This window comes from Acetobacter ascendens (assembly GCF_001766235.1).
Lineage (GTDB): Bacteria > Pseudomonadota > Alphaproteobacteria > Acetobacterales > Acetobacteraceae > Acetobacter > Acetobacter ascendens.
Map to the genome: position 1 here is coordinate 2,374,755 of NZ_CP015164.1, position 23,314 is coordinate 2,398,068.

18 protein-coding genes, 1 tRNA gene and 4 pseudogenes are annotated in these 23,314 nt (G+C 53.4%); 13 read left to right on the forward strand and 10 right to left on the reverse strand.

Annotation, left to right across the window (positions count from 1 at the left end):
• Positions 1 to 729, forward strand: a complete 729-nt coding sequence (locus A4S02_RS11660) for a M48 family metallopeptidase (RefSeq protein ID WP_070323872.1) — start codon at positions 1 to 3, stop codon at positions 727 to 729.
• 157 nt (positions 730 to 886) lie between these two features.
• Here the strand turns inward: A4S02_RS11660 and A4S02_RS11665 are convergent, their stop codons facing one another.
• On the reverse strand, positions 887 to 1,810 hold the full coding sequence (locus A4S02_RS11665; protein ID WP_157885558.1) for a hypothetical protein: 924 nt from the start codon (positions 1,808 to 1,810) through the stop codon (positions 887 to 889).
• 153 nt (positions 1,811 to 1,963) lie between these two features.
• Here A4S02_RS11665 and A4S02_RS15330 point away from each other — a divergent pair.
• Together A4S02_RS15330 and A4S02_RS11675 are read left to right on the forward strand one after the other, a co-directional pair.
• Positions 1,964 to 2,200 (forward strand): annotated as a pseudogene (locus A4S02_RS15330) (transposase); the annotation flags it as partial.
• A gap of 83 nt (positions 2,201 to 2,283) precedes the next feature.
• Positions 2,284 to 3,324 (forward strand): IS110 family RNA-guided transposase, encoded by a 1,041-nt coding sequence (locus tag A4S02_RS11675; protein ID WP_012813095.1) that lies wholly within the window; start codon positions 2,284 to 2,286, stop codon positions 3,322 to 3,324.
• 562 nt (positions 3,325 to 3,886) lie between these two features.
• Here the strand turns inward: A4S02_RS11675 and A4S02_RS11680 are convergent.
• The 3 genes and pseudogenes from A4S02_RS11680 to A4S02_RS11690 form a co-directional block, all read right to left on the reverse strand.
• Complete coding sequence (locus A4S02_RS11680) at positions 3,887 to 4,909, reverse strand: IS110 family RNA-guided transposase (protein WP_070323524.1); 1,023 nt, start codon at positions 4,907 to 4,909, stop codon at positions 3,887 to 3,889.
• Positions 4,910 to 5,170: 261 nt separating this feature from the next.
• Positions 5,171 to 6,556, reverse strand: coding sequence for an IS1380-like element IS1380A family transposase (locus A4S02_RS11685; protein ID WP_082246824.1), 1,386 nt, complete (start codon positions 6,554 to 6,556; stop codon positions 5,171 to 5,173).
• A gap of 93 nt (positions 6,557 to 6,649) precedes the next feature.
• Positions 6,650 to 6,877, reverse strand: a pseudogene (locus A4S02_RS11690) (transposase); the annotation flags it as partial.
• A 166-nt stretch (positions 6,878 to 7,043) separates the two neighbouring features.
• Between A4S02_RS11690 and A4S02_RS11695 the strand changes: the two are divergent.
• The 5 genes and pseudogenes from A4S02_RS11695 to A4S02_RS15345 all read left to right on the forward strand — a co-directional run bounded on the left by A4S02_RS11695 (position 7,044) and on the right by A4S02_RS15345 (position 10,632).
• Positions 7,044 to 7,868 carry an IS5-like element IS12528 family transposase gene (locus A4S02_RS11695; RefSeq protein ID WP_011251455.1) on the forward strand — a complete coding sequence of 275 codons (825 nt, stop codon included), beginning with the start codon at positions 7,044 to 7,046 and terminating at the stop codon, positions 7,866 to 7,868.
• Positions 7,869 to 8,093: 225 nt separating this feature from the next.
• The gene (dksA, locus tag A4S02_RS11700; protein ID WP_070323874.1) at positions 8,094 to 8,507 is read left to right on the forward strand and encodes an RNA polymerase-binding protein DksA; all 414 of its coding nucleotides are present in this window, start codon (positions 8,094 to 8,096) and stop codon (positions 8,505 to 8,507) included.
• A 71-nt stretch (positions 8,508 to 8,578) separates the two neighbouring features.
• A tRNA-Thr gene (locus A4S02_RS11705) sits at positions 8,579 to 8,653 on the forward strand.
• 309 nt (positions 8,654 to 8,962) lie between these two features.
• Positions 8,963 to 9,721: pseudogene (locus tag A4S02_RS15340) on the forward strand (IS5 family transposase).
• Positions 9,722 to 9,876: 155 nt separating this feature from the next.
• Positions 9,877 to 10,632 (forward strand): annotated as a pseudogene (locus tag A4S02_RS15345) (IS5 family transposase).
• Positions 10,633 to 10,907: 275 nt separating this feature from the next.
• On the opposite strand, the gene A4S02_RS11730 reads toward A4S02_RS15345, so the two are convergent.
• The 6 genes from A4S02_RS11730 to A4S02_RS11755 form a co-directional block, all read right to left on the reverse strand.
• Positions 10,908 to 11,999, reverse strand: coding sequence for a glycosyltransferase family 4 protein (locus A4S02_RS11730; protein ID WP_070323875.1), 1,092 nt, complete (start codon positions 11,997 to 11,999; stop codon positions 10,908 to 10,910).
• A 96-nt stretch (positions 12,000 to 12,095) separates the two neighbouring features.
• On the reverse strand, positions 12,096 to 12,350 hold the full coding sequence (locus tag A4S02_RS15960) for a hypothetical protein (RefSeq protein WP_208858885.1): 255 nt from the start codon (positions 12,348 to 12,350) through the stop codon (positions 12,096 to 12,098).
• A gap of 148 nt (positions 12,351 to 12,498) precedes the next feature.
• On the reverse strand, positions 12,499 to 13,767 hold the full coding sequence (tyrS, locus tag A4S02_RS11740) for a tyrosine--tRNA ligase (RefSeq protein ID WP_070323877.1): 1,269 nt from the start codon (positions 13,765 to 13,767) through the stop codon (positions 12,499 to 12,501).
• A 119-nt stretch (positions 13,768 to 13,886) separates the two neighbouring features.
• On the reverse strand, positions 13,887 to 15,344 hold the full coding sequence (gene tldD / locus A4S02_RS11745; RefSeq protein ID WP_070323878.1) for a metalloprotease TldD: 1,458 nt from the start codon (positions 15,342 to 15,344) through the stop codon (positions 13,887 to 13,889).
• Between the two features lie 125 nt (positions 15,345 to 15,469).
• Positions 15,470 to 16,165: a histidine phosphatase family protein gene (locus A4S02_RS11750; protein WP_070323879.1), complete on the reverse strand. Its 696-nt coding sequence runs from the start codon at positions 16,163 to 16,165 to the stop codon at positions 15,470 to 15,472.
• Positions 16,166 to 16,219: 54 nt separating this feature from the next.
• Positions 16,220 to 18,367, reverse strand: a complete 2,148-nt coding sequence (locus tag A4S02_RS11755) for a GMP reductase (RefSeq protein ID WP_070323880.1) — start codon at positions 18,365 to 18,367, stop codon at positions 16,220 to 16,222.
• A gap of 201 nt (positions 18,368 to 18,568) precedes the next feature.
• Here A4S02_RS11755 and rfbB point away from each other — a divergent pair, with 201 nt between their 5' ends.
• The 5 genes from rfbB (at position 18,569) to A4S02_RS11780 (ending at position 23,120) form a co-directional block, all read left to right on the forward strand.
• Positions 18,569 to 19,627, forward strand: coding sequence for a dTDP-glucose 4,6-dehydratase (rfbB, locus tag A4S02_RS11760; RefSeq protein ID WP_070323881.1), 1,059 nt, complete (start codon positions 18,569 to 18,571; stop codon positions 19,625 to 19,627).
• Entirely contained in the window at positions 19,624 to 20,535 is a 912-nt protein-coding gene (rfbA, locus tag A4S02_RS11765) for a glucose-1-phosphate thymidylyltransferase RfbA (RefSeq protein ID WP_070323882.1), read from the forward strand. Before rfbB ends, rfbA begins: the two co-directional genes overlap by 4 nt.
• A 48-nt stretch (positions 20,536 to 20,583) precedes the next feature.
• Positions 20,584 to 21,156: a dTDP-4-dehydrorhamnose 3,5-epimerase gene (gene rfbC / locus A4S02_RS11770; RefSeq protein ID WP_019089127.1), complete on the forward strand. Its 573-nt coding sequence runs from the start codon at positions 20,584 to 20,586 to the stop codon at positions 21,154 to 21,156.
• 2 nt (positions 21,157 to 21,158) lie between these two features.
• The gene (gene rfbD, locus A4S02_RS11775; RefSeq protein WP_070323883.1) at positions 21,159 to 22,064 is read left to right on the forward strand and encodes a dTDP-4-dehydrorhamnose reductase; all 906 of its coding nucleotides are present in this window, start codon (positions 21,159 to 21,161) and stop codon (positions 22,062 to 22,064) included.
• A gap of 81 nt (positions 22,065 to 22,145) precedes the next feature.
• Complete coding sequence (locus tag A4S02_RS11780; protein WP_208858886.1) at positions 22,146 to 23,120, forward strand: glycosyltransferase family 2 protein; 975 nt, start codon at positions 22,146 to 22,148, stop codon at positions 23,118 to 23,120.
• Positions 23,121 to 23,314: the final 194 nt, after the last annotated feature.

Genomic DNA, 23,314 nt, shown 5'->3' on the forward strand with positions numbered 1-23,314 from the left:
ATGGCAGAGCGCATTTTAACCTATGGGGGAGACACTATCCGTGTGGAGTTGTTGCCACGCCCCCGCCTTGGCTCAACACTACGCCTTAAAGTCTACCCAGACCTGAGCGTGCAGGCTTTTGTACCTGAGGGAACCTCTGACACTGCTCTAGAGCAGGCGTTACACCAGAAAACCCGCTGGATATGGCAAAAACTGCGTGACTTCCGTGCTGTGCAGGAACAGGCCACACCACGCGCTTATGTGAGTGGCGAGAGCCATTTCTATCTCGGGCGACGGCATCTGCTTAAAGTGCACCATCAGCCTAACACCCCAGAAACCGTGCGTATGCTGCGTGGGCGGCTAGACGTTTGCGTGCAAGAGCCCCACCCCTTACGTATTCAAAAGCTATTAGAGCTTTGGTATTTTAAGCGGGCACAACAGGTGTTTCAGGCACGGCTGCAAGCCTTACTGCCCTCCACATTGTGGGTTACACAGATCCCGGCCCTAAAACTTCAGGTTATGCAAACCCAATGGGGTAATTGTTCACCAGGCGGCACCATTACACTCAACCCCCATCCGGTCAAAGCGCCAAGAGACTGCATTGACTATGTGCTTTTGCATGAACTGTGCCACCTCAAAGAACGCAACCATAGCCCTGCCTTCTGGGCACTCCTTGAACGCGTTATGCCCGACTGGGAGCGACATAAGGTACGGCTAGACAATATGGCAGAACTGCTCCTCACACGCTGATGCGGCAGATATGGGGGGGGGGGGGGAGCGGAAGGTCAGTTATCGAGAAGGCATGACCGAAAGCGGGCATTCATTCGCGCATGCCTCAGACGAATTGAACTAACAATTGGCTTCCGACGCCCCGATCTGAAACTCTGAATATCTGTTCTGACGGCGGTCAGTAAACATAGTCAGACCAGCCGAATTCAAAGCCGCGGGCGGCTCGCAACGCGAGCTTCGTCTGATCGCGCAAGCGCGAATAGCAGTCATGTAAGAAGCAGGTCTGCTCAACACTCAGCGTGGGGGTGCTGACATGAAACTCGGCGCAATCCTCGCCTGTCATTACCAGTGGACCCGGTGCAATTAGCGGCGCCGGCCACATCCGTAGCTCATCGAAGTTGCGTCGGTAGAGCACGGTCAACCCCGCATCGACTAGCCGTTCCCGGATGACGCGAAGCTCAGGTGATAACAGCTCAGTCTTGCGCTTGCGCTCGATCGCTACGCGCGCTTGCGCCAGAAGTTCGTCTAGCGGGCGTAATCCCGCGCGAGTCAGTGCAGTCTGGATCGCCGCCTCTGAAGCGACATCGGTAACCAACCCGCGAAGGTGGAACAATAATGTCGTAAACGCATAGCCGCGATCACGCTGAACACGAAATCCACGCAGTCGTTCTCGCGGCAAATTGGTGCCCATTGCTGGCGGATGTACCAGTTTGTTGAAGGCGTTCGCCGTCAGGTTGAGCGCAATGTCCGCCACCTTGAAGCCGGCATCAGTCATGGCAACCACATCTGAACTCCCAAGGGCATAAGCGGCAACATGGGATGAAACTGAGTAGGTTGTCATCGACGGATCGTAAAGGAATGCCATTGTATCCCGTGAGCGGATCGCCTTAGACACCACGGCTTCATCGGCGGGGCGGGTTTTGTTCCACAGCGTGAAGGCGCCGAACTCAACTCCGAACGCGCGCATTTCCAGTAACGACCCGACTGTAATCGGCTGACGGGCGACGTGTTTAGCGCCTTTGTCGAACCGCACAAACAGGATTGGCAATCTCTCGTCGCTTCGACCGTCGGGCTGGAATCGTGTGCCAGTGGTGAACGACATGCTCCAACGATCGGTGGCGCTGCCATGCGGGGCACTAGGCATCACGTATTTGTACGGCGTGTCGTCAGTTAAGCCCTGAGAGTGGCACGTGAGGGTTGTACTTTGTGTCTGCGTGTGCTGACTGTTTTCCCGTTTTTTTGGGGAGACAGACAGATGCGGCGCTATAGTTTACGCGATGACCAGTGGGAGCGGATAAAGGATCTTCTTCCTGGTCGAGAAGGCTATGTCGGCGGCACTGCGGTGAACAACCGTCTGTTCGTGGAGGCGGTGCTGTATCGCTATCGCGCGGGTATTCCATGGCGCGACCTTCCTGCCCGTTTCGGTGACTGGAAAAACGTGCACCGGCGTCTGCGCCGCTGGTGTGAAAGCGGCGTCATCGACGCGGATTTCTTCTGTGATGGGGTGGACGGCTCCCAACGGCATCGCGATGTGCCAAGGTGAAGTCGTTGCAGAATTCACAGAGGAGGCCACCCATGGAACAAATTATCCGTATTGGCATGGACACGTCAAAAAGTGTTTTCCAATTGCACGGTGTAAACGCGAAGGAGCAGCCTGTTTTGCGCAGGAAGCTATCCCGCCGGGAGATGGTAAAGTTTTTTGAGAAACTGCCCCCGATTGAAATCGCGATTGAGGCCTGTGGCGCCTCCCATTACTGGGGGCGGGTGCTCTCGTGTCTGGGACACACAGTGAAGCTGATCGCGCCGCAGCTCGTGAAGCCTTATGTCAAGCGCGGGAAAAACGATGCCGCCGACGCGGAAGCCCTCTGTGAAGCGATGAGTCGGCCTACAATGCGGTTCGTCCCGCTCAAGAGCGAGGAAGAGCAGGCAGCGTTGATGCTGATTGGAATGCGGGCACGACTTATCCGGAACCGCACACAGCTCGCCAATACGATCCGGGGATATGCTGCCGAGTTTGGGATCACGGCGCCCAAAGGCATGTGCCGGATTGAGGCACTCCTTGATCGGATCGCTGCGGACGAAAGCCTGCCCACATTGACGCGCGAGTTGTTTGCCCTTCACGCAAAGGAATATGCTGAATTGCAAGGTGAAATCGAACAGCTTGAGGGCAAGGTGATGGCATGGCACCGCGCCAACGAATGCAGTCAGCGTCTTGCGAAAATTCCGGGCGTTGGCCCGATCGGCGCAGCGCTGCTGATGATGAAAACGCCTGATCCGCATCTGTTCAAATCGGGTCGAGCCTTTGCGGCCTGGATCGGATTGACGCCCAGGGATCACTCAACCGGTGGAAAAACAAGGCTTGGCAGAATCACACGCGCTGGCGATGAGGTCTTGCGAAGCACGCTGGTGGTTGGCGCGACCGCAGTCGTGTCGCATGCCCGGCGGACCAATGGGAAGAATGCCTCATCTTGGTTACGTGAATTGCTGGAGCGCAAAAAACCGAAACTCGCAGCGGTGGCCCTTGCCAATAAGATTGCGCGGATTGCCTGGAAACTGATGGTCAGCGGCGAACACTATAAGCGCCTTCTGCAGCAACCCGGCGCAGCTGCTGTTTGAGCTTAGCCTGGCACGATGCGCTGACATTTGACGCTCTCGTGCCGAGCTGAGGTCGTGGCTTGCAAGTAATAGAGCAGATGGTGTGATCGATCGATCCATGGCGTGAGAAAACCCGTGGCAACCAGTGGTCATCAAAGACCGCTTCTGTGTTTGGGGCTCACGCTGCGGAAGCCATCTTGGCCAGCGACCCTATGGCCGCATCAACAGGCCGGACATATGGAAGCAAAGATCCGATCATTTTCTTGCCTAGCCCCTTGCAAGGGGGAGCCGTCCACATAAGGGGGAGCCGTCCACATATGGTTGCCGTCCGTTATGCAAGAGTTTTCTGACCCATATTGACGTGTGATCGTGTGCGGTCTTCTGTAAGGCCTGTTGATGTGGCCTTTCAGAAGCCACTGGCCAGTATGGTGATCAGCGGATCAGATCCAAATCTCACAGGCGTGCTTTAAAGCACAGAGAAATCCACTGGTTTTTCCGATCCGGATCAGACGATCATGCGCCCATTCAGGTCATCGCCCTCTCACACCCCTACCGGTTCCATCCGCGGGAGCCGAGCCATCGCTCAGGCTGCCACGGACAGGGCCGGATCCCGATAATCCTCCTGTTTTGTTGCCATGGCCCAGATGGCTCGTGCCATCCTGTTGGCCAGCGCAATGGCTACCAGCATACGGGGCTTGCGGGCCAGCATCCGTGCCAGCCAGCTTCCCGGTGCAGGGGCCTTACGGCTGGCCCAGTTCACCTGGGTCATGGCGCCCATGATGAGAAGCCTGCGGATATCAGCCTGCCCGGCTTTTGATATCTTCCCCAGCCTTTCCTTTCCGCCAGATGAGAACTGACGGGGCACCAGCCCCAGCCACGCAGCAAAGTCGCGCCCGCGCCGGAAGCTCTGCAGGTCAGGCGCAAAAGCTTCAATCGCAAGAGCGGTCAGAGGACCCACTCCAGGCATGCTCTGCAATCTGCAGGTGTTTTCACTTTCCTGGGCAAGCATCCTGATCTTCTTTGTTCTGACATCAATCCGCACACTCTGCTCCGAAATCTGTCGCAGCGGATCAAGGCATTCCTGCTTCACAGCCTCTGGCAGAACCGCCTCATCCAGCATGGCTTCAATGTGTCTGATATGCGCAATCCCCTGTGGCACGACGAGACCGAATTCATACAGAACGGCACGCAGGGCATTCACCAGTTCCGTGCGCTGGTGCACCAGACGCTGCCGGGCCCGGAAAAGAACGCCACGCGCCTGCTGCGCTTCAGTGCGTGGTTCGACAAAGCGCATTTCCGGCTGACGGGCCGCAATGACAATCGCTTCCGCATCAGCAGCATCGTTCTTCTGGCGCTTCACGAAAGGCTTCACATACTGCGGAGCGATCAGTCTGACCTCGTGACCAGCTCCTGCCAGTTCGCGAGCCCAGTAATGCGCGCTCCCGCACGCTTCAAGAACGACCAGAGCAGGCGGCTGCGTGGCCATGAACTGCATAAACTGCTGACGACGCAGCTTTTTGCGAAACATCACCTCGCCCGCACGCGAAGCTCCATGAACCTGGAAAATGTTCTTTGCCAGATCAACGCCTATCACTGTATCCTTCATCTGCCGTCCTTTCGCGCAGTCGTTTCTTCCAACGACCATTCTGGCACATTGCGATGCCGTGCGGGGAGGACGGCAACCACCCCATCTCACACTTGAGGCAATTTCAGGTCATTTTGTAGAGTTCAGTCATCCCACAGGAGCCCGATCTGGAATATTGACGATATTCTGCTTCTGGCGGCGGGTTCTGAACGCAGTGAGGGTGTCACGGCCTGAGAAGGCAGTGTTGGTGGAAGCTATGTGGTCTGTGCACTGTCTGTTTCTTCAGATGGCCTGCCGGAGCCTTCGCAATCGTGCATGAGCGAGGGCGAATTCATGCTGACAGGGGAACATGTCCGGCATGGACAGGACAATCCGACGGACGCTGAGCGTTACACGTGTCGCGATTTTGAGCAGTCGTGCGCGTATGGTGCCACAGGTCGCCGTCTCCAGGCTGGTCTGGCCAAGGGCCATCTTTTGCAGAGCGGTGAGCAGGACATAGGCTGCGGCCGAGAACCACAGCCGGAGCTGGTTGGCCCGGATGGTGTGGGACGAGGTCCTGTCTGAGAACAGATCCATCTGGCATTCCTTGATGCGGTTTTCCATATCCCCGCGTGCGCAGTAAATCTGTTCGTAGAGATGGCGGGGGTCGGACATTCCCTGCGGTAGCGTGGTGACAATAAAGCGATGATAGCGGTTGCCGTGGCGCCATTCGGCCTTGGCCACGACCCGCCTGCGGTGCGTCCAGCTGTCCTTTGTGATCCAGTCAAAGGAGGCGAAACCGCGCGCCGCTCTGCCTGTCGTGGCGGCTTCGTCACGAACCTCAGCGGACAAAGAGGCAATCCGGTCATACAGGCGGGTGTTGCCTGCAAGCCCAAACAGGAAGTCAACGTGGTTGTCTTCGCACCATGTCATCAGACTGTCCCGGGCGAAACCGCTGTCCCCACGCACCAGGATACGCACCCGGGGCCAGCGGCTCCTGATCTGCTCCACGATCCGGCGGATGTCTGCCAGTGCTTCCTTCCCCGGGTCCCTGTCTGCCGTGCGCAGGGTAGCGCTGAGGAGATGGTCCCCGCAGAAGACATACAGGGGAAGATAGCAGTTATGGCCGTAATATCCATGAAAGGCCCGGCCTTCCTGATGGCCATGGATACGATCATCGGTGGCATCCACATCCAGAACGATCCGGGCGGGTGCGTGCTCATGCTGGTCAAGGAAGAGCGTGACGAACAGGGTAGCCAGGGCCTCATGATCAGCAATGATCCGACAGTAACGATCTGCCTTGTGCCCACTGCGCTCTAGCCGGTTCAGCGTGGATTTTCCTGCCAGTGCCGCACAGTTGGCCCGGCTTCCTGACAGACGTCCCGATACCAGACCCATGACAGGATCATGACGTAAAGCGTCATGGTCATTAAGGTCTTCATAGCCCAGTGCCAGGCCCATGATCCGCTGACGGACAAGGTCTTCAACCCGGTATTCCACAAAGGCAGGATGCCGCTTATCGCGAAAACAGGCAGCAAAGCGGCGGCTGAGCCCCAGAATGTCATCAGCCTGCTTCACCAGAATGACGCCCCCATCCGAACTCATGCGACCCCCGTCAAAACGGGCCACAACACGCCGTCCACAGGAGGCTGGAAACTCATACGCGCCTGCGCTACACTCTGTCTGCATCGGGTTTTCTTATAGCTTACGAAAATTTCTTTTGTGCAAAACAGACTTTTTCATAATCTAACCCGATGTACAACCCTTCCGTGAGATTTCCGCGTCGATGACGCCGCTTTCACACCAGCGGCGCAGACGCCGGTGCACGTTTTTCCAGTCACCGAAACGGGCAGGAAGGTCGCGCCATGGAATACCCGCGCGATAGCGATACAGCACCGCCTCCACGAACAGACGGTTGTTCACCGCAGTGCCGCCGACATAGCCTTCTCGACCAGGAAGAAGATCCTTTATCCGCTCCCACTGGTCATCGCGTAAACTATAGCGCCGCATCTGTCTGTCTCCCCAAAAAAACAGGAAAACAGTCAGCACACGCAGACACAAAGTACAACCCTCACGTGCCACTCTCAGGACTTAACTGACGACACGCCGTAAGAGCCCTTTTGGAAATTCGCTATGATAGGTTTTCAAGAGGTTTTGAGCGTGATTCAAAGGCAGGATGTGGACGCCAGCACAACGAGGCCGCATGGCCGGAATTACACGCAAGACGAAACGCTATCCGTCTGATCTGACAGATGAGGAATGGGAGCGCATAGCGCCTCTGATGCCCCCTGCGAACCGGCGTGGTCGGAAACGGACAACCGATTTCCGTGAGATCATCAATGCTCTGCGCTATCTCGTGCGCTCAGGCTGCGGTTGGGAGATGCTTCCGGTTCATTTTGGCCCATGGCAAACGGTTTACTGGTGGTTCCGCAGGCTGATGCGCCGTTTCCTGTTCCAGACCATTCATGATGTCTGTCTGATGCTCGATCGTGAAGCGGCAGGACGCGAAACCAGTCCATCGGGTGGTGTCATTGATAGCCAGAGTATCAAGGCACCCCACGCAAAGACACGTGGTTATGACGCAGGCAAGAAGATCGTCGGTCGGAAACGTCACATCGCAGTTGATACGGATGGCCGCCTTCTCCTGGTCCAGCTGACAACAGCCGATATTTCGGACAGTGCAGGAGGACAGATGATCCTTGATGCCATTCGCAAACGCTGGCCTTGGGTGAAGCACCTGTTTGCCGATGGAGCCTATGACCGCCTCCAGTTGATGGATAAGGCCACTTTTCTCGACTTCACAGTCGAGATCATCCGGCGGTCAGAGACAGCAAAAGGGTTTGAAATCCTGCCGCGTCGGTGGGTTGTGGAACGGACCTTCGGTTGGATGATCCGCTGGCGTCGCCTTGTGAAGGACTACGAACAGCGGATCGACGTCGCAGAGGCCATGATCCACATCGCCATGGGAAGCCTCATGCTACGCCGAAACGCTCATCCGTGAATTTCCAAAAGGGCTCTAAGAAAGTGTTTATAAAACAGGGAACTTTCTTAAAATATTTTTTCATTACTCATTTTAAATGTAGTCTTTTCTTACTCTTACTTTATCCTTTGTCTTTTTTCTGCGTTTTTGCCTCATAAAATTGTTGGCGGGTGAGCGGGATGCCGCTATAAGCCGCGTCATTCTTTCAAGGCAGGCTGCCTGTCATTGCAAAGGCTGACGACAGACATGATTACCTTACCGCCAGATTATCGCCCCTCTGAAGATGAAGAGTTCATGAATCCCCTTCAGACGGAGTACTTCCGGCAGAAATTGCTTAAATGGCGCGCCTACCTTCTCAAAGAAGCAGGAGATACGCTTGCCAGCCTTTCCGAAGGCGGCATCCATGAAGCTGACATTACTGACCGTGCCAGCGTGGAAACTGACCGCGCACTGGAACTGCGTACGCGAGACCGCGCCCGCAAGCTGATTGGCAAAATCAACCTTGCTTTGCAGCGGGTTGAAAACGGCACATATGGTTACTGTGAAGAAACGGGTGAGCCTATTGGCCTGAAACGGCTGGAAGCACGCCCAATTGCCACGCTTTCCATTGAAGCGCAGGAACAGCACGAGCGCATGGAAAAAACCCACCGGGACGATTAATTTTTTCGTCTTTTTTACCGTATCTGGTCTTGCGGCGTTCCGCGCGAACAGCTAGAACGCCCGCAGACTACGCTGCTGTAGCTCAGTGGTAGAGCACTCCCTTGGTAAGGGAGAGGTCGACAGTTCAATCCTGTCCAGCAGCACCAGTCTTCCTTGTTTTTCAATGACTTGCAGAATCTGGCAATGTCTGTGACTGCTAGCATAACCCTAGCATAGTCACCGAAAACTAAGGATTTTTGGGGTGAATAAGCATAGTCCTAGCTTAGCTTCCGCACCATATAATGTGTTTCAACAGAAGGGTTCTGCTAACTGGTCGATTCGTTTTTCGATTCCAGGGCAAGGACAAATCCGCAAATCACTAGGCACAAGTGATCGTAAGCTAGCAGAGACACTAGGCTCAGGACCCATTGATTTGATTGCGGAAATCTGATTCAGCCTCTGTGAGGAGACTGAAGATGAGTGACCTGTATTGGCTGACCGAGGAACAGATGGATCGTCTGCGGCCCTTTTTCCCGAAGAGCCATGGCAAACCTCGCGTTGATGACCGTCGTGTGTTGAGTGGGATCATTTTCGTGAACAGAAATGGTCTGCGCTGGCGTGATGCCCCCCCGGGAATACGGTCCACACAAGACGCTCTACAACCGCTGGAAGCGCTGGAGTGCTATGGGGATCTTCATCCGCATGATGGTGGGATTGGCTACTGGCAAGGCAGAGCCTCAGACAATCATGATTGATGCGACCTATCTCAAGGCCCATCGCACGGCTTCGAGCCTGCGGTTAAAAAAGGGGGCCCAGGCCGTTTGATCGGGCGGACCAAAGGCGGGATGAATACGAAGCTGCATGCTGTCACTGACCGGAACGGACGTCCGCTCGACTTCTTCATGACAGCAGGTCAGATCAGTGATTATACTGGTGCCGCTGCCCTTCTGGACAGTCTCCCATCAGCCGAATGGATGCTGGCAGACCGGGGCTACGACGCTGACTGGTTCAGAGAGGCCCTGGAGGAGAAAGGGATCAAACCCTGTATTCCTGGTCGAAAATCTCGCGCAAAACCGGTCAAATACGACAAACGGAAATACAAAAGACGCAACCGTATCGAGATCATGTTCGGCAGGCTCAAGGACTGGAGACGGGTCGCAACACGCTATGACAGATGCCCGACCGTCTTCTTCTCCGCAGTCTGCCTCGCCGCAACCGTCTTGTTCTGGCTATGAGTCCTGAGCCTAGAATGGGCGTTCGCAAAAAACGTCAAAAAGTTTTCACCCCTCTACGGCGTGTCGTCAGTTAAGCCCTGAGAGTGGCACGTGAGGGTTGTACTTTGTGTCTGCGTGTGCTGACTGTTTTCCTGTTTTTTTGGGGAGACAGACAGATGCGGCGCTATAGTTTACGCGATGACCAGTGGGAGCGGATAAAGGATCTTCTTCCTGGTCGAGAAGGCTATGTCGGCGGCACTGCGGTGAACAACCGTCTGTTCGTGGAGGCGGTGCTGTATCGCTATCGCGCGGGTATTCCATGGCGCGACCTTCCTGCCCGTTTCGGTGACTGGAAAAACGTGCACCGGCGTCTGCGCCGCTGGTGTGAAAGCGGCGTCATCGACGCGGATATTTCGTTATCTGGCCGCTGATTACGACAACGAATACATGATGATCGACAGCACAATTGTCCGAGCGCATCAGCATAGTGCCGGAGCTCTCAAAAAAGGGGCACGGATCAGGCCATCGGACGATCACGAGGCGGGCTAACTACAAAGATCCATGCCATCTGCGACGCTCTGGGCAATCCAGTGGAACTCGGCATCACACCGGGACAGGATGCCGATATCACCCAGGCAGAACCACTTCTGGAAAACATCGAACCGGATGCTTTCCTTGCTGACAAGGCGTATGACGCGGACAGGTTGATCGATCGGCTGATACAGCGCGGGATTACCCCGGTCATCCCGCCAAAACGCAACAGAACGACACGACGGAAAACCGATTTTTCTCTCTACCGCGAACGGAACCTTGTTGAGAGGTTCTTCAATAAACTCAAGCAGTTTCGCGCTATCGCAACCCGCTACGATAAACTGAAATCGACCTTCCTCGCAGCCGTGCAGTTCGCCTCAATCATCATCCTGCTTAACTGACGACACGCCGTAGCACATAACACAAAAAAGCTCTTGAAAATCTAGCATAGTCCTAGCACAGTATGCTTTCGTGTTCTGTAAGTTACTGATTAAAATAATGTTTTCTGATTCCGTTGCTTCCTTGGTAAGGGAGAGGTCGACAGTTCAATCCTGTCCAGCAGCACCAGTCTTTCCTCTACATTTTGTAAGAATCGCTTTTTTGTGCTGCGTTGTGCAAAACAGAAATGTGGTTGCCACTTTATATGCCCAGGTCTGCCTGCTGTGCTTGAGGCATTTTAAATCTGCCTTGCCAGATGCCGGAAGATGGCATCACCATTTTCACAAAATTTTTCCTTGCTGAATTTTTCCAACACAAATTGTCTGGCATTCTGACCAACGTCAGAAAGCCTCTCTGGCTGCGCAAGAACTGCTGCCAATGTATCGGCCAGCATAATTGGGTCTTCTGGTTGCACCTTCCACCCAGTTACGTTTTCTACAATAGACCGATCCATTTCCCCCACATCACTGCCAATTACGGGTAAGCCTGCCTGCATAGCCTCATGCATAGCAATGCAGAATCCTTCCCGCCGCGATGGCTGAAGATAAAGATGCTGGTTATGCAAAAAATTCTGGGATGAAGACGCAAAGCCTGAAAAACGAATATTCGTCAGCTTTAATTCTTTTGCCACCCGTTCAAGATGGGCACGTTCTTGTCCCTCTCCTGCTATCGTCACTTCAAACGCTGGCAAGGATGTATAGGCCTGAAGGCGTTGAAAAGCTGTGCATAGAATATCGTATCCCTTGGCCATATGCAGCCGCCCAAGAGAGCCTGCGCGAATCACCTCTCCCGGCTTCCAAGGCTTTGCAGGCTTAATATCCGGCGAAGCCTGAAAAACCGGCCAAGACATGACTTTATTTGCAGGGAGTTTAAGCCGTTCGCGCGTAATATCTGCCACGCATTCCGAATCACACACCCACAATTTTGAAAGAGATTTGGCTGCCCGTAAAAGACGAATATTCCCCGGCTTCAAAAACGCGTTGTGCTGCCAACTGATAACCGGAACCCTTAAACCGCGCCCAACCTGCTGCCCGATCAGAGTAGAACGGGTTAAGGACGTCCAAATCTGAGTGGGCTGCCACGCTACCAATTTACGGCGCAGCCATAAGTAGGCCTGAAGGTGATCGCTTTCTCCACCTTCTCTGATATGTATGTCCAACCCTGCTGCTTGAAGCGCAGGTTCTGCCCGTCTATCCCGCGGGGTCAGCACAAATACGCCAACATCACACCCACGCGCCCGAAAGAAGCCGGTAATGGAAGGCACCATTGCGCCCGTGCCACCACCTTCTAACGAGTTAATAACATATGCAATTTTTTTAGGGTACAGCACGTCATCAGCCCCTGCGCAGAGAAACGATAAAACCCATCTGTTCAGAACTGATTAGGTACGCAAAAAAAACCGTTTCCGGAAAAAAGGCAGCACCCTTCAAACTTTGAAACATGCTGCCTTGGCAAAATTATCGGTGACCACCGCCACCATGACCGCCCCCGCCGGGACCACCATGACCACCCGGACCGCCGCCGCCTCCAAGACCACCGCCGGGATGACCGCCACCTCCAGGCCCGCCGGGACCTCCACCTGGTGGGCGACCACCTCCGCCACCACCAGGGCCAAAACCCGGCCGTGGGCGCGGGCCTCGGCCACCGCCGCCCCAAACGCCGTAGCCATAATAATCATCATATACGGGGCTATACCCTGAATATCCGTAAGGATAGTACAGGCCACCATCGCCATAATAGGGGCCACCGCATGCGCTCAGGCTGCACAACAACCCCAGAGCAGACAGTTTTAACGCCAGTTTTTTCACGGTAGCCTCCTTATGGGTTTATCAGGCTGAAACCCCAACCTTCACCAGAACATGGTGTTTTTTGCCAGCAGAAAGTTTGATGGCTCCATCAACCATATCCTGCTGCGTGATCAGCTTATTTTCATCCTGTATCACATCATTATTCAGGCGCGCCCCGCCACCACGTACCAAACGTCGGGCCTCTCCATTTGTTTTAACCAACCCTACTTCTGCAAACAGGCGAAAAACCGGAATACCTGCCGCCATATCGGCCTCTGCCACTTCATGCACCGGCAAATCTGCTGCAGCTACGCGGCCTTCTTCAAACGTCTGACGGGCGGCTTCTGCCGCAGCCAAAGCTGCACTCCGCCCATGGCACAAGGCTGTTGCTTCTGTTGCCAGAACTTTCTTGGCTTCATTAATTTCGGCACCCTGCAAGGCTTCCAGACGTGCGCATTCTTCAAGCGGCAACTCAGTAAACAGACGCAGAAAACGGCCTACATCCGCATCTTCCGTATTCCGCCAGAACTGCCAGTAATCAAACACCGGCAAACGTTTTTCAGAAAGCCACACAGCACCGTTGGCTGTTTTGCCCATTTTGGCGCCAGATGCCGTTGTAAGCAGCGGTGTGGTAAGCCCCATAACGCTTTTCTGATCCGTACGGCGCACCAGTTCCACGCCAGAAATAATGTTGCCCCATTGGTCTGAACCACCAAGCTGCAACACCACATCCATGCGACGATTCAGTTCACGGAAATCGTAGGACTGAAGAATGGAATAGTTGAATTCCAGAAATGTCAGCCCCTGTTCACGCTCAAGACGATTTTTTACGGAATCAAATGCCAGCATGCGATTGATGGAAAAATGCACGCCCACATCACGCAGCAGATCAATATAAGCCAGCTTATCCAGCCAATCTGCATTATTCACAAGCGCGGCTTCTGATGCACCAGAACCAAAGGTAAGAAACTGGCGCAAACAGCCTTCAATACCAGCCAAATTGGTCTGGATGATATCTTCCGTCATCAACCGCCGGGCTTCTTCCCGGAAGGAGGGATCACCAATACGGGCTGTGCCACCACCCACCAGCGCTATTGGCCGGTGGCCGTGCTTTTGCAACAACCGTAACATCATAATCTGGATAAGGCTTCCCACGTGCAAGCTATCTGCCGTAGGATCAAACCCGATATAGGCCGCCACGGATTTTTCTGCCATCAGCGCATCCAGCGCATCGGCATCCGTGCACTGGAAAATAAAGCCGCGTGCAGCGGCTTCCCGCATGAAAGAACTCTTAAACCCGTTCTCGACCATTTATCCTGTCCCTTCTCTCCGGCCCCTGTCTGCAGGGCAGAACCAGCAGACAGACGCTCTAGCATGAGAGAGCAGAGAACAGAAACACTCAGCCCAACAGCATTTGGCTGAAAAAAGCCTTACGCCGTACCACCCACTGTCAGGCCGGTCATTTTAAGGGCGGGCTGGCCAACCCCAACAGGCACGCCCTGCCCGGCTTTACCGCAGGTGCCAATACCGGGGTCCAGTTCCAGATTACCACCAATCATGGAAACCTGTGTCATAGCCTCTGCCCCGCTTCCAATCAGGGTGGCACCTTTTACGGGGACCGTTACGCGGCCATTTTCGATCAGATAAGCTTCAGATGCAGCAAAAACGAACTTACCCGAGGTAATATCCACCTGTCCTCCGCCAAAGTGCACTGCATACAGGCCGCGCTTTACAGAAGAAATCATTTCCTCCGTAGTAGAAGATCCGGGCTGCATGATGGTGTTGGTCATGCGCGGTAAGGGCATATGTGCATAAGACTGGCGACGCCCATTCCCTGTAGGTGTCACACCCATAAGGCGGGCATTCAGCCTATCCTGTAGATACCCCTGCAAAATACCATCTTCAATCAACACCGTGCGGCCTGTGGGCGTGCCTTCGTCATCAATGGTTAGGCTCCCGCGCCGATCGGGCAGAGATCCATCATCCACCACCGTAACGCCGGGGGATGCCACACGCTTGCCAATACGCCCAGCAAATACGGATGTGCCTTTGCGGTTGAAATCACCTTCCAGTCCGTGGCCAACAGCTTCATGCAGCAAAATGCCAGGCCAACCAGCACCTAGAACTACCTCCATAGCACCGGCTGGCGCAGGCTGGGCTTCCAGCGCAACCAATGCCTGCCGCAAAGCTTCGTCCACAGCGCCCTGCCATGTTTCTTCATTCAGCAAGCGGTTGATCTCATACCGCCCGCCTAGCCCGTAACTTCCGCTTTCGCGCTTGCCATCATGTTCCACCACAACAGATACATTCAGCCGCACCAAGGGGCGTAAATCTGCTGCGCGCGTGCCATCGGCCCGCATGATCTGCACAGCCTGCCATTCCCCCGAAAGAGAAGCCATAACCTGCACCACGCGGCTATCTTTGCCCCGTGCATAGGCATCTATTTTTGAAAGCAGGCCAGAACGTGTTGCAAAATCGCTATCACCTAGCGGATTGGCATCTGTGTAAAGCCGCTGGTTGGTCGTCCGCGGCGGTGCAGCCATCTGGCCAGAACGCCCAGCACGCACAGCACTTACGGCATCTACGGCTCGCAGCAAAGAAGACCGGCTGAGCTCATCCGAATGAGCAAAACCCGTTTCTTCCTCCAATACAGCACGCAAGCCAAACCCGCTGCTGGTATTAAAGGATGCCGAACGGATAACGCCATCATCCAGAGCAATGCCTTCGCTTTCTCTGTATTCCAGAAAAAGTTCACCATCCTCCATTCCGGCCAATGCCGTTTTTGTCAGCTTTTCCGCATCATCTTTATGCAGTTGTGCATCAGGACGATGAAAAAACAGCTGGTCCGTAACGGCGAGAGCACCCGGATGCTGAGAGGAAGAAGACATGCACGACAACCCTTCAGGAAGAAATGGCCATACCGTAATGGCTCATACACAAAACATAGGAAGTTAAACCGCCACGTAAACCCGGCATGGTAGGCTTTTACGTAGTAAATTTGGCTAGGCTCGGCTTATACGCCGGGCAATTCATTAACAGTTACAACGCGCCAGCCTACATCCAAACGTTCCAGAATGGTCAACGCCAGATTCTGCACGGAAAAATGAAGTGCCGTTTCCGCATGAATCCGCAAGGCATGGGCCAAAGCCGCACGCACCACACCGCCATGTGTTACCGCCACAATATCTTGCTGCGCATATTTTTCTGCCAGCCTGTCCAGCAAACGGCCCACGCGAGCGCAAACATCAATCATGCTTTCACCTTCGGGGGGGCATTCCGTTGCCCCAACAGCCCAGAATGGATGCGGTGCAAGATTAAGATACTGTGGCAGCTCCTCATAAGGCAGCCCCTGCCATGAGCCCAGATTCTGCTCGATTAAATCTGGCTCCACTGTCAGCTTGGCAGGACCATACCCCGCTTCCTGCACAGCTTGTGCTGTGCGTTGTGTGCGGGATAACGGGCTGACAAGCCAATGCGCAGGCTTGGGTAAGCGTTCTGCCAGTGCCCGATACATGGGACGTTGCGCAATAAGGCTATCCGGGCACAACGGCACATCCATTGCGCCGTACATGCACATGCGGGCATTTTCTTCCACCAATGCGTGGCGGATCAGCCAAAAGCGCGTAATACCCGGAGCCAATTTGGGGCCATCCAGAAAATGATCCTGAGATGAGGTTAAAACTTTGGGAAGGTCTCTTATTTCATTCATAGAGTGTGTTGTGCGGCCAGCCAACCGACGACGCAAGAGCCGAAATAGCCACCCCTACAATGCAACAGGAAGCAATGCTTCTGCCTCAACATCCACCAGGCTTTCTGACTGCGCAGAAGCCACCTTTTCCTCCGCTTTGTGCAAAAATGGCCAATAGCGCAGGATCAGGGAAACCTTTTCCAGCGCATACTGAACATTTTGTATCTCCTGCTCCAAATACGTTTGATACGCCATGCCTGCAGGCATATCTGACCCAGAAATATGGCGCGCACTAACAGAAATTCTTAAAGCACCAGCCATTTGCCCACGCACCCGAGCATAGGGCACAGCAACAGGCTGCCCGAGCTGATAACTTCTGGCCATAATCTGGTGCGCAGTATCTGGGCAGCCAAACGGCAAATAGCCAGAAATATCCTGCTTTAACCACACATGCAGTTGGCGACATTCCGCAAGATTTAGAACGGGGGTCATGTCACTGTTGCCCCCACCATGTATCAGGAAAGAAAAAATGGTTTGCTGCTGGTCCCACGCGTTGGGCAGAGCATCCCGTTTTTCCAAAGTATCTGGCAGCAGTTCTATTGTCTGATCCTGTTCCAGAATATGGCGTATGCCGCCCAGAAACTGCTCCAAACGACCAATTTTTTCTGAAGCAGGCACATCGGAGAAACGTTTAATTTCAGCACATGCACCAACCCAGCGCAGCAATAGCCCCAAATTAAACTCATTATTTAAAAAAGCCGTTGCCTTACAGGCTGGCCATTCTGCCTGATTGAAATAAGCCACCAACCCCGATGGCAACACAGCATGATCCAGCCGTTGCCGCCATGTTTCTGGCAATAAAAGCGCCCCACAAAACGCCGGGCCTGTATAAAATTTGGAACCCGTAACCATTACAGCCCAGTCTTGCTGCAAATAGGCCTTTATACGTTCAGGCATCAGGCGCGCTTGGCAAGCATCCACCACAACATCAATCTGGCCCAGATATGTATGGCATAGCGCCTGCACCACCTGCATATCGGGAACAAGCTGGCCTGTTTTGGAGGTATCCAGCAAATAGAGCAGCACGCGTTGCCCGGCCTGTGTGGCTTTATGAATCTGTTGCTGGCAAATATGGAAAATATTTTGCCGCGAATTCAGCTCCCCGTTTTCGGTGCGCAATGGAGCTGTCACCAACTGCGTACTTGCCGGAAACCCAGCTATTTTCTCGCTTTTGCGAACGCGGAATCCCAATGCTGTTGTGTTGGCAAAATGCCGACCCTGTGTGGCCAATGGCACACCGCTACCGGTTTCTTCCACCCCAGCCAAAATCACACCCACGGCAGGGTTCACCACCAAAGAAAGAGCTAACGCTGCCAGCACGGAATCTGTGCCTGATGGGGCCAAAATACAGTTATCGGGTTTCTCAACCCCATAGTATTGCGCCAAAAAGGCCTTGATATCCGCTTCCAGCGCAAGCAACGCCCCCTCTGGGGACTGCACCAGCATATCCCGCACCAGCTCTAACCGCTGTTGCTCCACAGCATTATACGCATGCAAAGATGGTGATGATGCCGTGGAAGAGGAATACTGGCCGCCTGTTACGGAAGGACTATAGGTGCAACCGTAACGATTCTGATGGGTTTGTGGGTTAAGGCCGAGTCTTTCATCCCCACCTTCTGCCATAAGCACATCAGAAGACCCAAGATAGGGCCAAGCGCGCTGCACCCATTGGCAAAAATCATTATCATTTTCTGTTTGAACGGAAAAAACCTGCTGATCGTTTGCTGACAACAATACTGAGGAAAGCTGCTGTTGGCATAACTTCTGCAACCATTCCATCTCAGGCAGCCTATCTGCGGCCAGAGCCTCAACCCATACTTCAGGACAGCTCTCTACAGCGCCGCCAGAAGCTTTCCACCAGCGTGCGGCACTTCGTGCGCAGGCTACCCAAATACAATTTAAATATTTCTTCACATCCTGCGCGGGCAGGCCATTTAGAAGAAAAGCCATTTCCAGCGCCATGCGCCCATAAAAAGAAGCCGTCTCTTCATTTTCAAGAAACGGTTTGCCAAAAACAGGCGTCCAGACTCCGCTGCGCTGCTCACAAACAAACGGATTTGATTGCTCTGCTTTTCCAATAACAGGTGAGGAATCAGCCAGAAATGCCAGTTCCGGAACCATATGCACCCATTGCATTGGATCTGTTTGGCGGGTTCCTGTCATTGAATTAAAAACACCCTCATTTATAGAAGTTCTACCTCAATCAGACCATGTATATTTTTGTCTAACGGGTGAGATATCCTTCTCTATCCAGATTTGCATAGAAAAAACGTAAGAATGCTGGAGAATTGCTTTCTTCTCCCATATGACTGATAAGCTGTTATCAGGCAATTATATCATTCTGGTCTTGAAGAACGACATAGCATGCGCATCTTATTAACTGGTGGTTGTGGGTTTATCGGATCTGCCGTTATTCGCCACATCATACACAATACCTCACATTCTGTCCTGAATGTTGACTGCATGACCTATGCAGCCTCTCCTGAGACAGTTGAAGACGCCCCAGAGAGCGAACGCTATACGTTCTCACAGACCAACATCACAGATACATCTGCGCTGGAAAAGCTGTTCAACAGCTTTAAACCAGACGCAGTTATGCATCTGGCGGCGGAAAGCCATGTTGATCGCTCCATTGATGGACCGGGTGTCTTTATCCAGACAAATGTGGTGGGCACATACTCCATGCTGGAGGCCGCCCGCAAATACTGGATGAATCTGGAGAAGGAAGCGCAAGAAGCCTTCCGCTTTCATCACATCTCTACGGATGAAGTTTTTGGTGCCCTCGGCCCCAACGATCCGCCGTTTACCGAAACAACACCGTATGACCCGCGCAGCCCATATTCTGCCAGCAAAGCCTCTTCCGATCATCTGGTTCGGGCTTGGTATCACACCTTTGGGCTGCCCACCTTTGTCACCAACACGACAAATAACTACGGCATCTGGCATTTCCCCGAAAAACTGATCCCACTTATCACCATCAATGCCATTGAGAGCAAAGAACTGCCCGTATACGGCAAGGGTGACAATGTGCGTGACTGGTTGTTTGTGGAAGATCACGCTGAAGCTCTGGTGAAAGCCGTTGAAAAAGGCAAACCGGGCGAAACCTACGCCATTGGTGCACGCCAGCCGCGCACTAATCTGGAAGTTGTGCAGACAATCTGCCGTATTCTGGATGAGCTTTCCCCAGATTCAGCAGGCCCGCGTGAACGGCTGATCCGTTACGTAACAGATCGCCCCGGCCATGATTTCCGTTACGAAATTGATCCCTCCCACGCCGAACAGGCGTTGGACTGGAAAGCCAAACATAATTTTGAAACCGGCATCCGCCGCACTGTCCAGTGGTATCTGGACAACCGCGCATGGTGGGAAAGCATTCGCGCCCGCCGCTATACTGGCCAGAGACTGGGAACCACTGCTCCATGATTCAGAAACCTGCTACTCCTACCCCCATGAAGGGCATTCTGCTGGCTGGCGGATCTGGCACGCGGCTGTACCCCATGACACTGGCGGCGAGCAAACAGTTGCTGCCAGTTTATGATAAACCAATGGTTTATTATCCGCTTTCCACACTGATGCTGGCAGGTATCAAGGATATCATGATCATCAGCACCCCGCTGGATCTGCCGCAGTTTAAGCGCCTGCTGGGAGATGGTTCTCAGTTTGGTGTAAACTTTGAATACCGTGTTCAACCTTCACCCGATGGTATTCCGCAGGCCTTCCTGATTGCTGAAGACTGGCTGCAGGGCGCTCCTTGCGCATTGGCTCTGGGTGATAACCTGATTTTTGCTGATCACCTCAGCGCTTCCTTGCAGAAAGCAGCTGCACGCCCACAAGGCGCTACAGTTTTTGCTTATCAAGTCCGTGATCCCGAACGTTATGGGGTTGTTTCCTTTGATGAAACAGACCGTGCGCTTGATATTGTAGAAAAGCCAACCAACCCGCCTTCAAACTGGGCCGTAACAGGCCTGTATTTCTATGATAACCGTGTGCTGGATTTTGCCAAAAAGGTGAAACCTTCCGCACGTGGTGAGCTGGAAATTACAGATCTGAACCGTTTTTACCTGGAAGAAGGTAATCTACAGGTTGAGCGTCTGGGCCGTGGTTGTGCTTGGTTGGATGCTGGTATTCCTGACAGCCTGCTGGAAGCAAGCCAGTTTGTGCACACCATTCAGGCCCGTCAGGGCATGCTAGTCGGCTCCCCTGCAGAAGTGGCCTTCCGTATGGGGTATATTTCTGCCGATCATCTTAAAGAACATGCCAAGCGCATGGGTAAAACAGAGCTGGGGCGGGTGTTGTTCAACCTAGCTTCATCTGAAGGTACAGGCCACTAAGGCCTGCTTTTTCTTTTTCCCCCATAGCAACGCAGGAGTTTCCCGCGCATGAAATCCGAACGCCTTGCCATTCCCGATGTTATTCTGATTACGCCACCACGCTTTGGTGACAATCGTGGGTTCTTTTCAGAAACCTACAATATCGAACGCATGCGCGAAGCAGGCATTACGGAACCTTTCGTGCAGGATAACCAGAGCCTTTCCCGCCAGAAAGGCGTTATTCGCGGCCTGCACTGCCAGCTTGATCCGTTTGCACAGGGCAAGCTGGTGCGCTGCACGCGTGGTGCTATCTGGGATGTGGCTGTAGATGCCCGCACAGGCTCCCCCACTTATGGGAAATGGGTTGCGGCTGAACTGTCCGAAGAAAATTGGTCTCAGCTCTGGATTCCGCCAGGCTTCCTGCACGGCTTCTGCACTCTGACTGAAAATGCAGAAGTGCAATACAAATGCACGGCTCTTTACAGCAAAGCATCTGAACGTGCCGTTATCTGGAACAGCGCGGAACTTAACATCGATTGGCCCGTTAAGGCCGAGGACGCCGTATTGTCTGAAAAAGACTTGCTGGCCCCAGAATTTTCGGCTGCCAAAGGGTGGTTCCAGTATGCAGGGAAAGAAGGCTGAGCATGAGCATTCTGTCTGAAACTGGCGGCCCTGTTCTGGTAACTGGCGGAAAAGGCCAGCTTGCTACATCTCTGGTAAATCTTGGCGGACCGCGCATCTGTTGTGTTGGCCGTCCGGGTTTTGACTTTGACCGCCCCGAAACACTTAAGGAGACGCTAGAGGCCATCAAACCTGTTGCTGTGGTAAATGCTGCCGCATGGACAGCCGTTGATCTGGCAGAAAGTGAGCCTGAAGCCGCAGCCCGCGCCAACACAACCGGGCCAGAACTACTGGCACGCCTGTGTGCAGAACACGGGATACCTTTTATTCATGTTTCCACAGATTATGTTTTTGCTGGAGACAAGGGTGCACCTTATGTGGAAACAGACCCTGTTTCCCCTCAGACTGTTTACGGTAGCACCAAAGCAGAAGGCGAAAGCCGTATTCTGGCGGCTGATCCACGCAGCATTATCCTGCGCACCTCTTGGGTTTATTCAGCGCATGGAAAAAACTTTGTGCGCACAATGCTGAATGTTGGTGCCAAAAACGCAGCCCTAAAAGTTGTGGGGGATCAACGTGGCAACCCAACCTGCTCCGATGATCTGGCGCAGGCTATTCTTTCCATTCTGGCCACTATTGAAAAAACTGGCTGGAAAGACGAATACGCAGGTATTTACCACGCCTGTGGCACTGGTGAGACAACATGGCACGGTCTGGCCGATGCAGCACTGCAAAAAGCATCTGAATATGGCCAAGCCAAACCCACCATTACAGCCATTCGTACAGAAGATTGGCCAACACCTGCCAAGCGTCCCGCCGATTCCCGCATGGATAACGGTAAACTCGCACGCGTATTTGGCGTGCAAATGCCGCAATGGCAGGAAAGCGTGAACAAGGTAGTACACCAGATCTTCACTGCACCTTCCTAACACCTCTCTGGGGGAGCAGGCGGCCCCAGAAGGTTATCTCAATCAATAACCGCCTGACAAAATACAGAAGTGAACAGTCAGGTGCAGACACCAAACGTGCAACACGGGATGGATCTTCCCCAACATCAGGAAACTGTTCCTGTTGCCGTTTTACTTTCTGTTTACAATGGTGCTGCATTTTTAAATGATCTGCTAACATCTCTTAAACAGCAAACGCATACAAACTGGGTTCTGCTCTGGCGGGATGATGGATCTACAGATGCAAGTATAAAATGCATGCATCAGTTTGCGTTGGATGTTGGTATTCAACGTTGCAGGCAAATTACATCATCCCCCGCGCATCTGGGGGTTGTGCTTTCTTACGCTACACTGCTGAAAGATGTGCCCGCAGGCTTTTTTGTCGCCTTCTGCGATCAGGATGATGTCTGGTTTCCAGATAAACTAGAACGTGGACTTAAAGCGCTTACAGTTACCCAAAAACCTGCACTTTATTGCTCCCGGCAACGCTTAACAGATACCAAGCTGCGCCCTATCAGCATTTCACCGCAGTTACCGCCAAATCCGTGCTTTCAAATGGCATTAACGCAGAATATTGCCACGGGCTGCACCATTATGCTCTCCCCTGCGGCGGTCTCGCTCTTGCAAGCCAATTTTCCACCGCCCAACCATATTTTGCATGATTGGTGGGCGTATTTGGTTATTACTGGCGCAGACGGCACAGTTATTACGGATAATCGGCCCACACTGTTTTATCGCCAACATGATAACAACGCTGTAGGGGCACCTGCCTTATTTACGCAGCGTGCGTTAGCCGCTATCCGGCGCGGGCCGTGGCAGTTTATGTTCATCTTTCGGGATAATCTGGCCTATCTTGGCAAACAACCTTATCTTTCAACAAACAACAGGCACTTTGTAGATGCATTACACAGAGTGCTGTCACAATCGGGCCTGATGGGAAGATGGCACAGATGGCGTATGCTGCAACACTCCCCCAAACTGCGTAGATATACTTGGCCGGAACAAATTATTTTCAGGCTGTGGTTTCTGCTGGGCTAAATAGTACGTTGTGCTTTTTAGAAGGCTTTGCTCTTTTCCATCACCTACAACGTGCAAATAAAACATTATGAGCAAGATTATGTGCTCAACACCTACATTTTCTCTGCATATCCCTTAACAAAACCACGTTCCAGTGCTTCTGCTATAAAGCTGTTCACGATAGATTACCGCTACTGCTAAAACCGAATCATTCT

Excerpts from the sequence above, each read along its gene's own strand:
- tldD (WP_070323878.1), bottom strand. The coding sequence starts at position 15,344 with ATGTCTTCTTCCTCTCAGCATCCGGGTGCTCTCGCCGTTACGGACCAG.
- rfbC (WP_019089127.1), top strand. The coding sequence starts at position 20,584 with ATGAAATCCGAACGCCTTGCCATTCCCGATGTTATTCTGATTACGCCA.
- A4S02_RS11660 (WP_070323872.1), top strand. The coding sequence starts at position 1 with ATGGCAGAGCGCATTTTAACCTATGGGGGAGACACTATCCGTGTGGAG.
- rfbD (WP_070323883.1), top strand. The coding sequence starts at position 21,159 with ATGAGCATTCTGTCTGAAACTGGCGGCCCTGTTCTGGTAACTGGCGGA.
- A4S02_RS11665 (WP_157885558.1), bottom strand. The coding sequence starts at position 1,810 with ATGTCGTTCACCACTGGCACACGATTCCAGCCCGACGGTCGAAGCGAC.
- A4S02_RS11695 (WP_011251455.1), top strand. The coding sequence starts at position 7,044 with ATGTGGACGCCAGCACAACGAGGCCGCATGGCCGGAATTACACGCAAG.
- rfbB (WP_070323881.1), top strand. The coding sequence starts at position 18,569 with ATGCGCATCTTATTAACTGGTGGTTGTGGGTTTATCGGATCTGCCGTT.
- rfbA (WP_070323882.1), top strand. The coding sequence starts at position 19,624 with ATGATTCAGAAACCTGCTACTCCTACCCCCATGAAGGGCATTCTGCTG.
- dksA (WP_070323874.1), top strand. The coding sequence starts at position 8,094 with ATGATTACCTTACCGCCAGATTATCGCCCCTCTGAAGATGAAGAGTTC.
- A4S02_RS11750 (WP_070323879.1), bottom strand. The coding sequence starts at position 16,165 with ATGAATGAAATAAGAGACCTTCCCAAAGTTTTAACCTCATCTCAGGAT.
- A4S02_RS11685 (WP_082246824.1), bottom strand. The coding sequence starts at position 6,556 with ATGCAGACAGAGTGTAGCGCAGGCGCGTATGAGTTTCCAGCCTCCTGT.
- A4S02_RS15960 (WP_208858885.1), bottom strand. The coding sequence starts at position 12,350 with ATGATGATTATTATGGCTACGGCGTTTGGGGCGGCGGTGGCCGAGGCC.
- tyrS (WP_070323877.1), bottom strand. The coding sequence starts at position 13,767 with ATGGTCGAGAACGGGTTTAAGAGTTCTTTCATGCGGGAAGCCGCTGCA.
- A4S02_RS11675 (WP_012813095.1), top strand. The coding sequence starts at position 2,284 with ATGGAACAAATTATCCGTATTGGCATGGACACGTCAAAAAGTGTTTTC.
- A4S02_RS11680 (WP_070323524.1), bottom strand. The coding sequence starts at position 4,909 with ATGAAGGATACAGTGATAGGCGTTGATCTGGCAAAGAACATTTTCCAG.
- A4S02_RS11755 (WP_070323880.1), bottom strand. The coding sequence starts at position 18,367 with ATGACAGGAACCCGCCAAACAGATCCAATGCAATGGGTGCATATGGTT.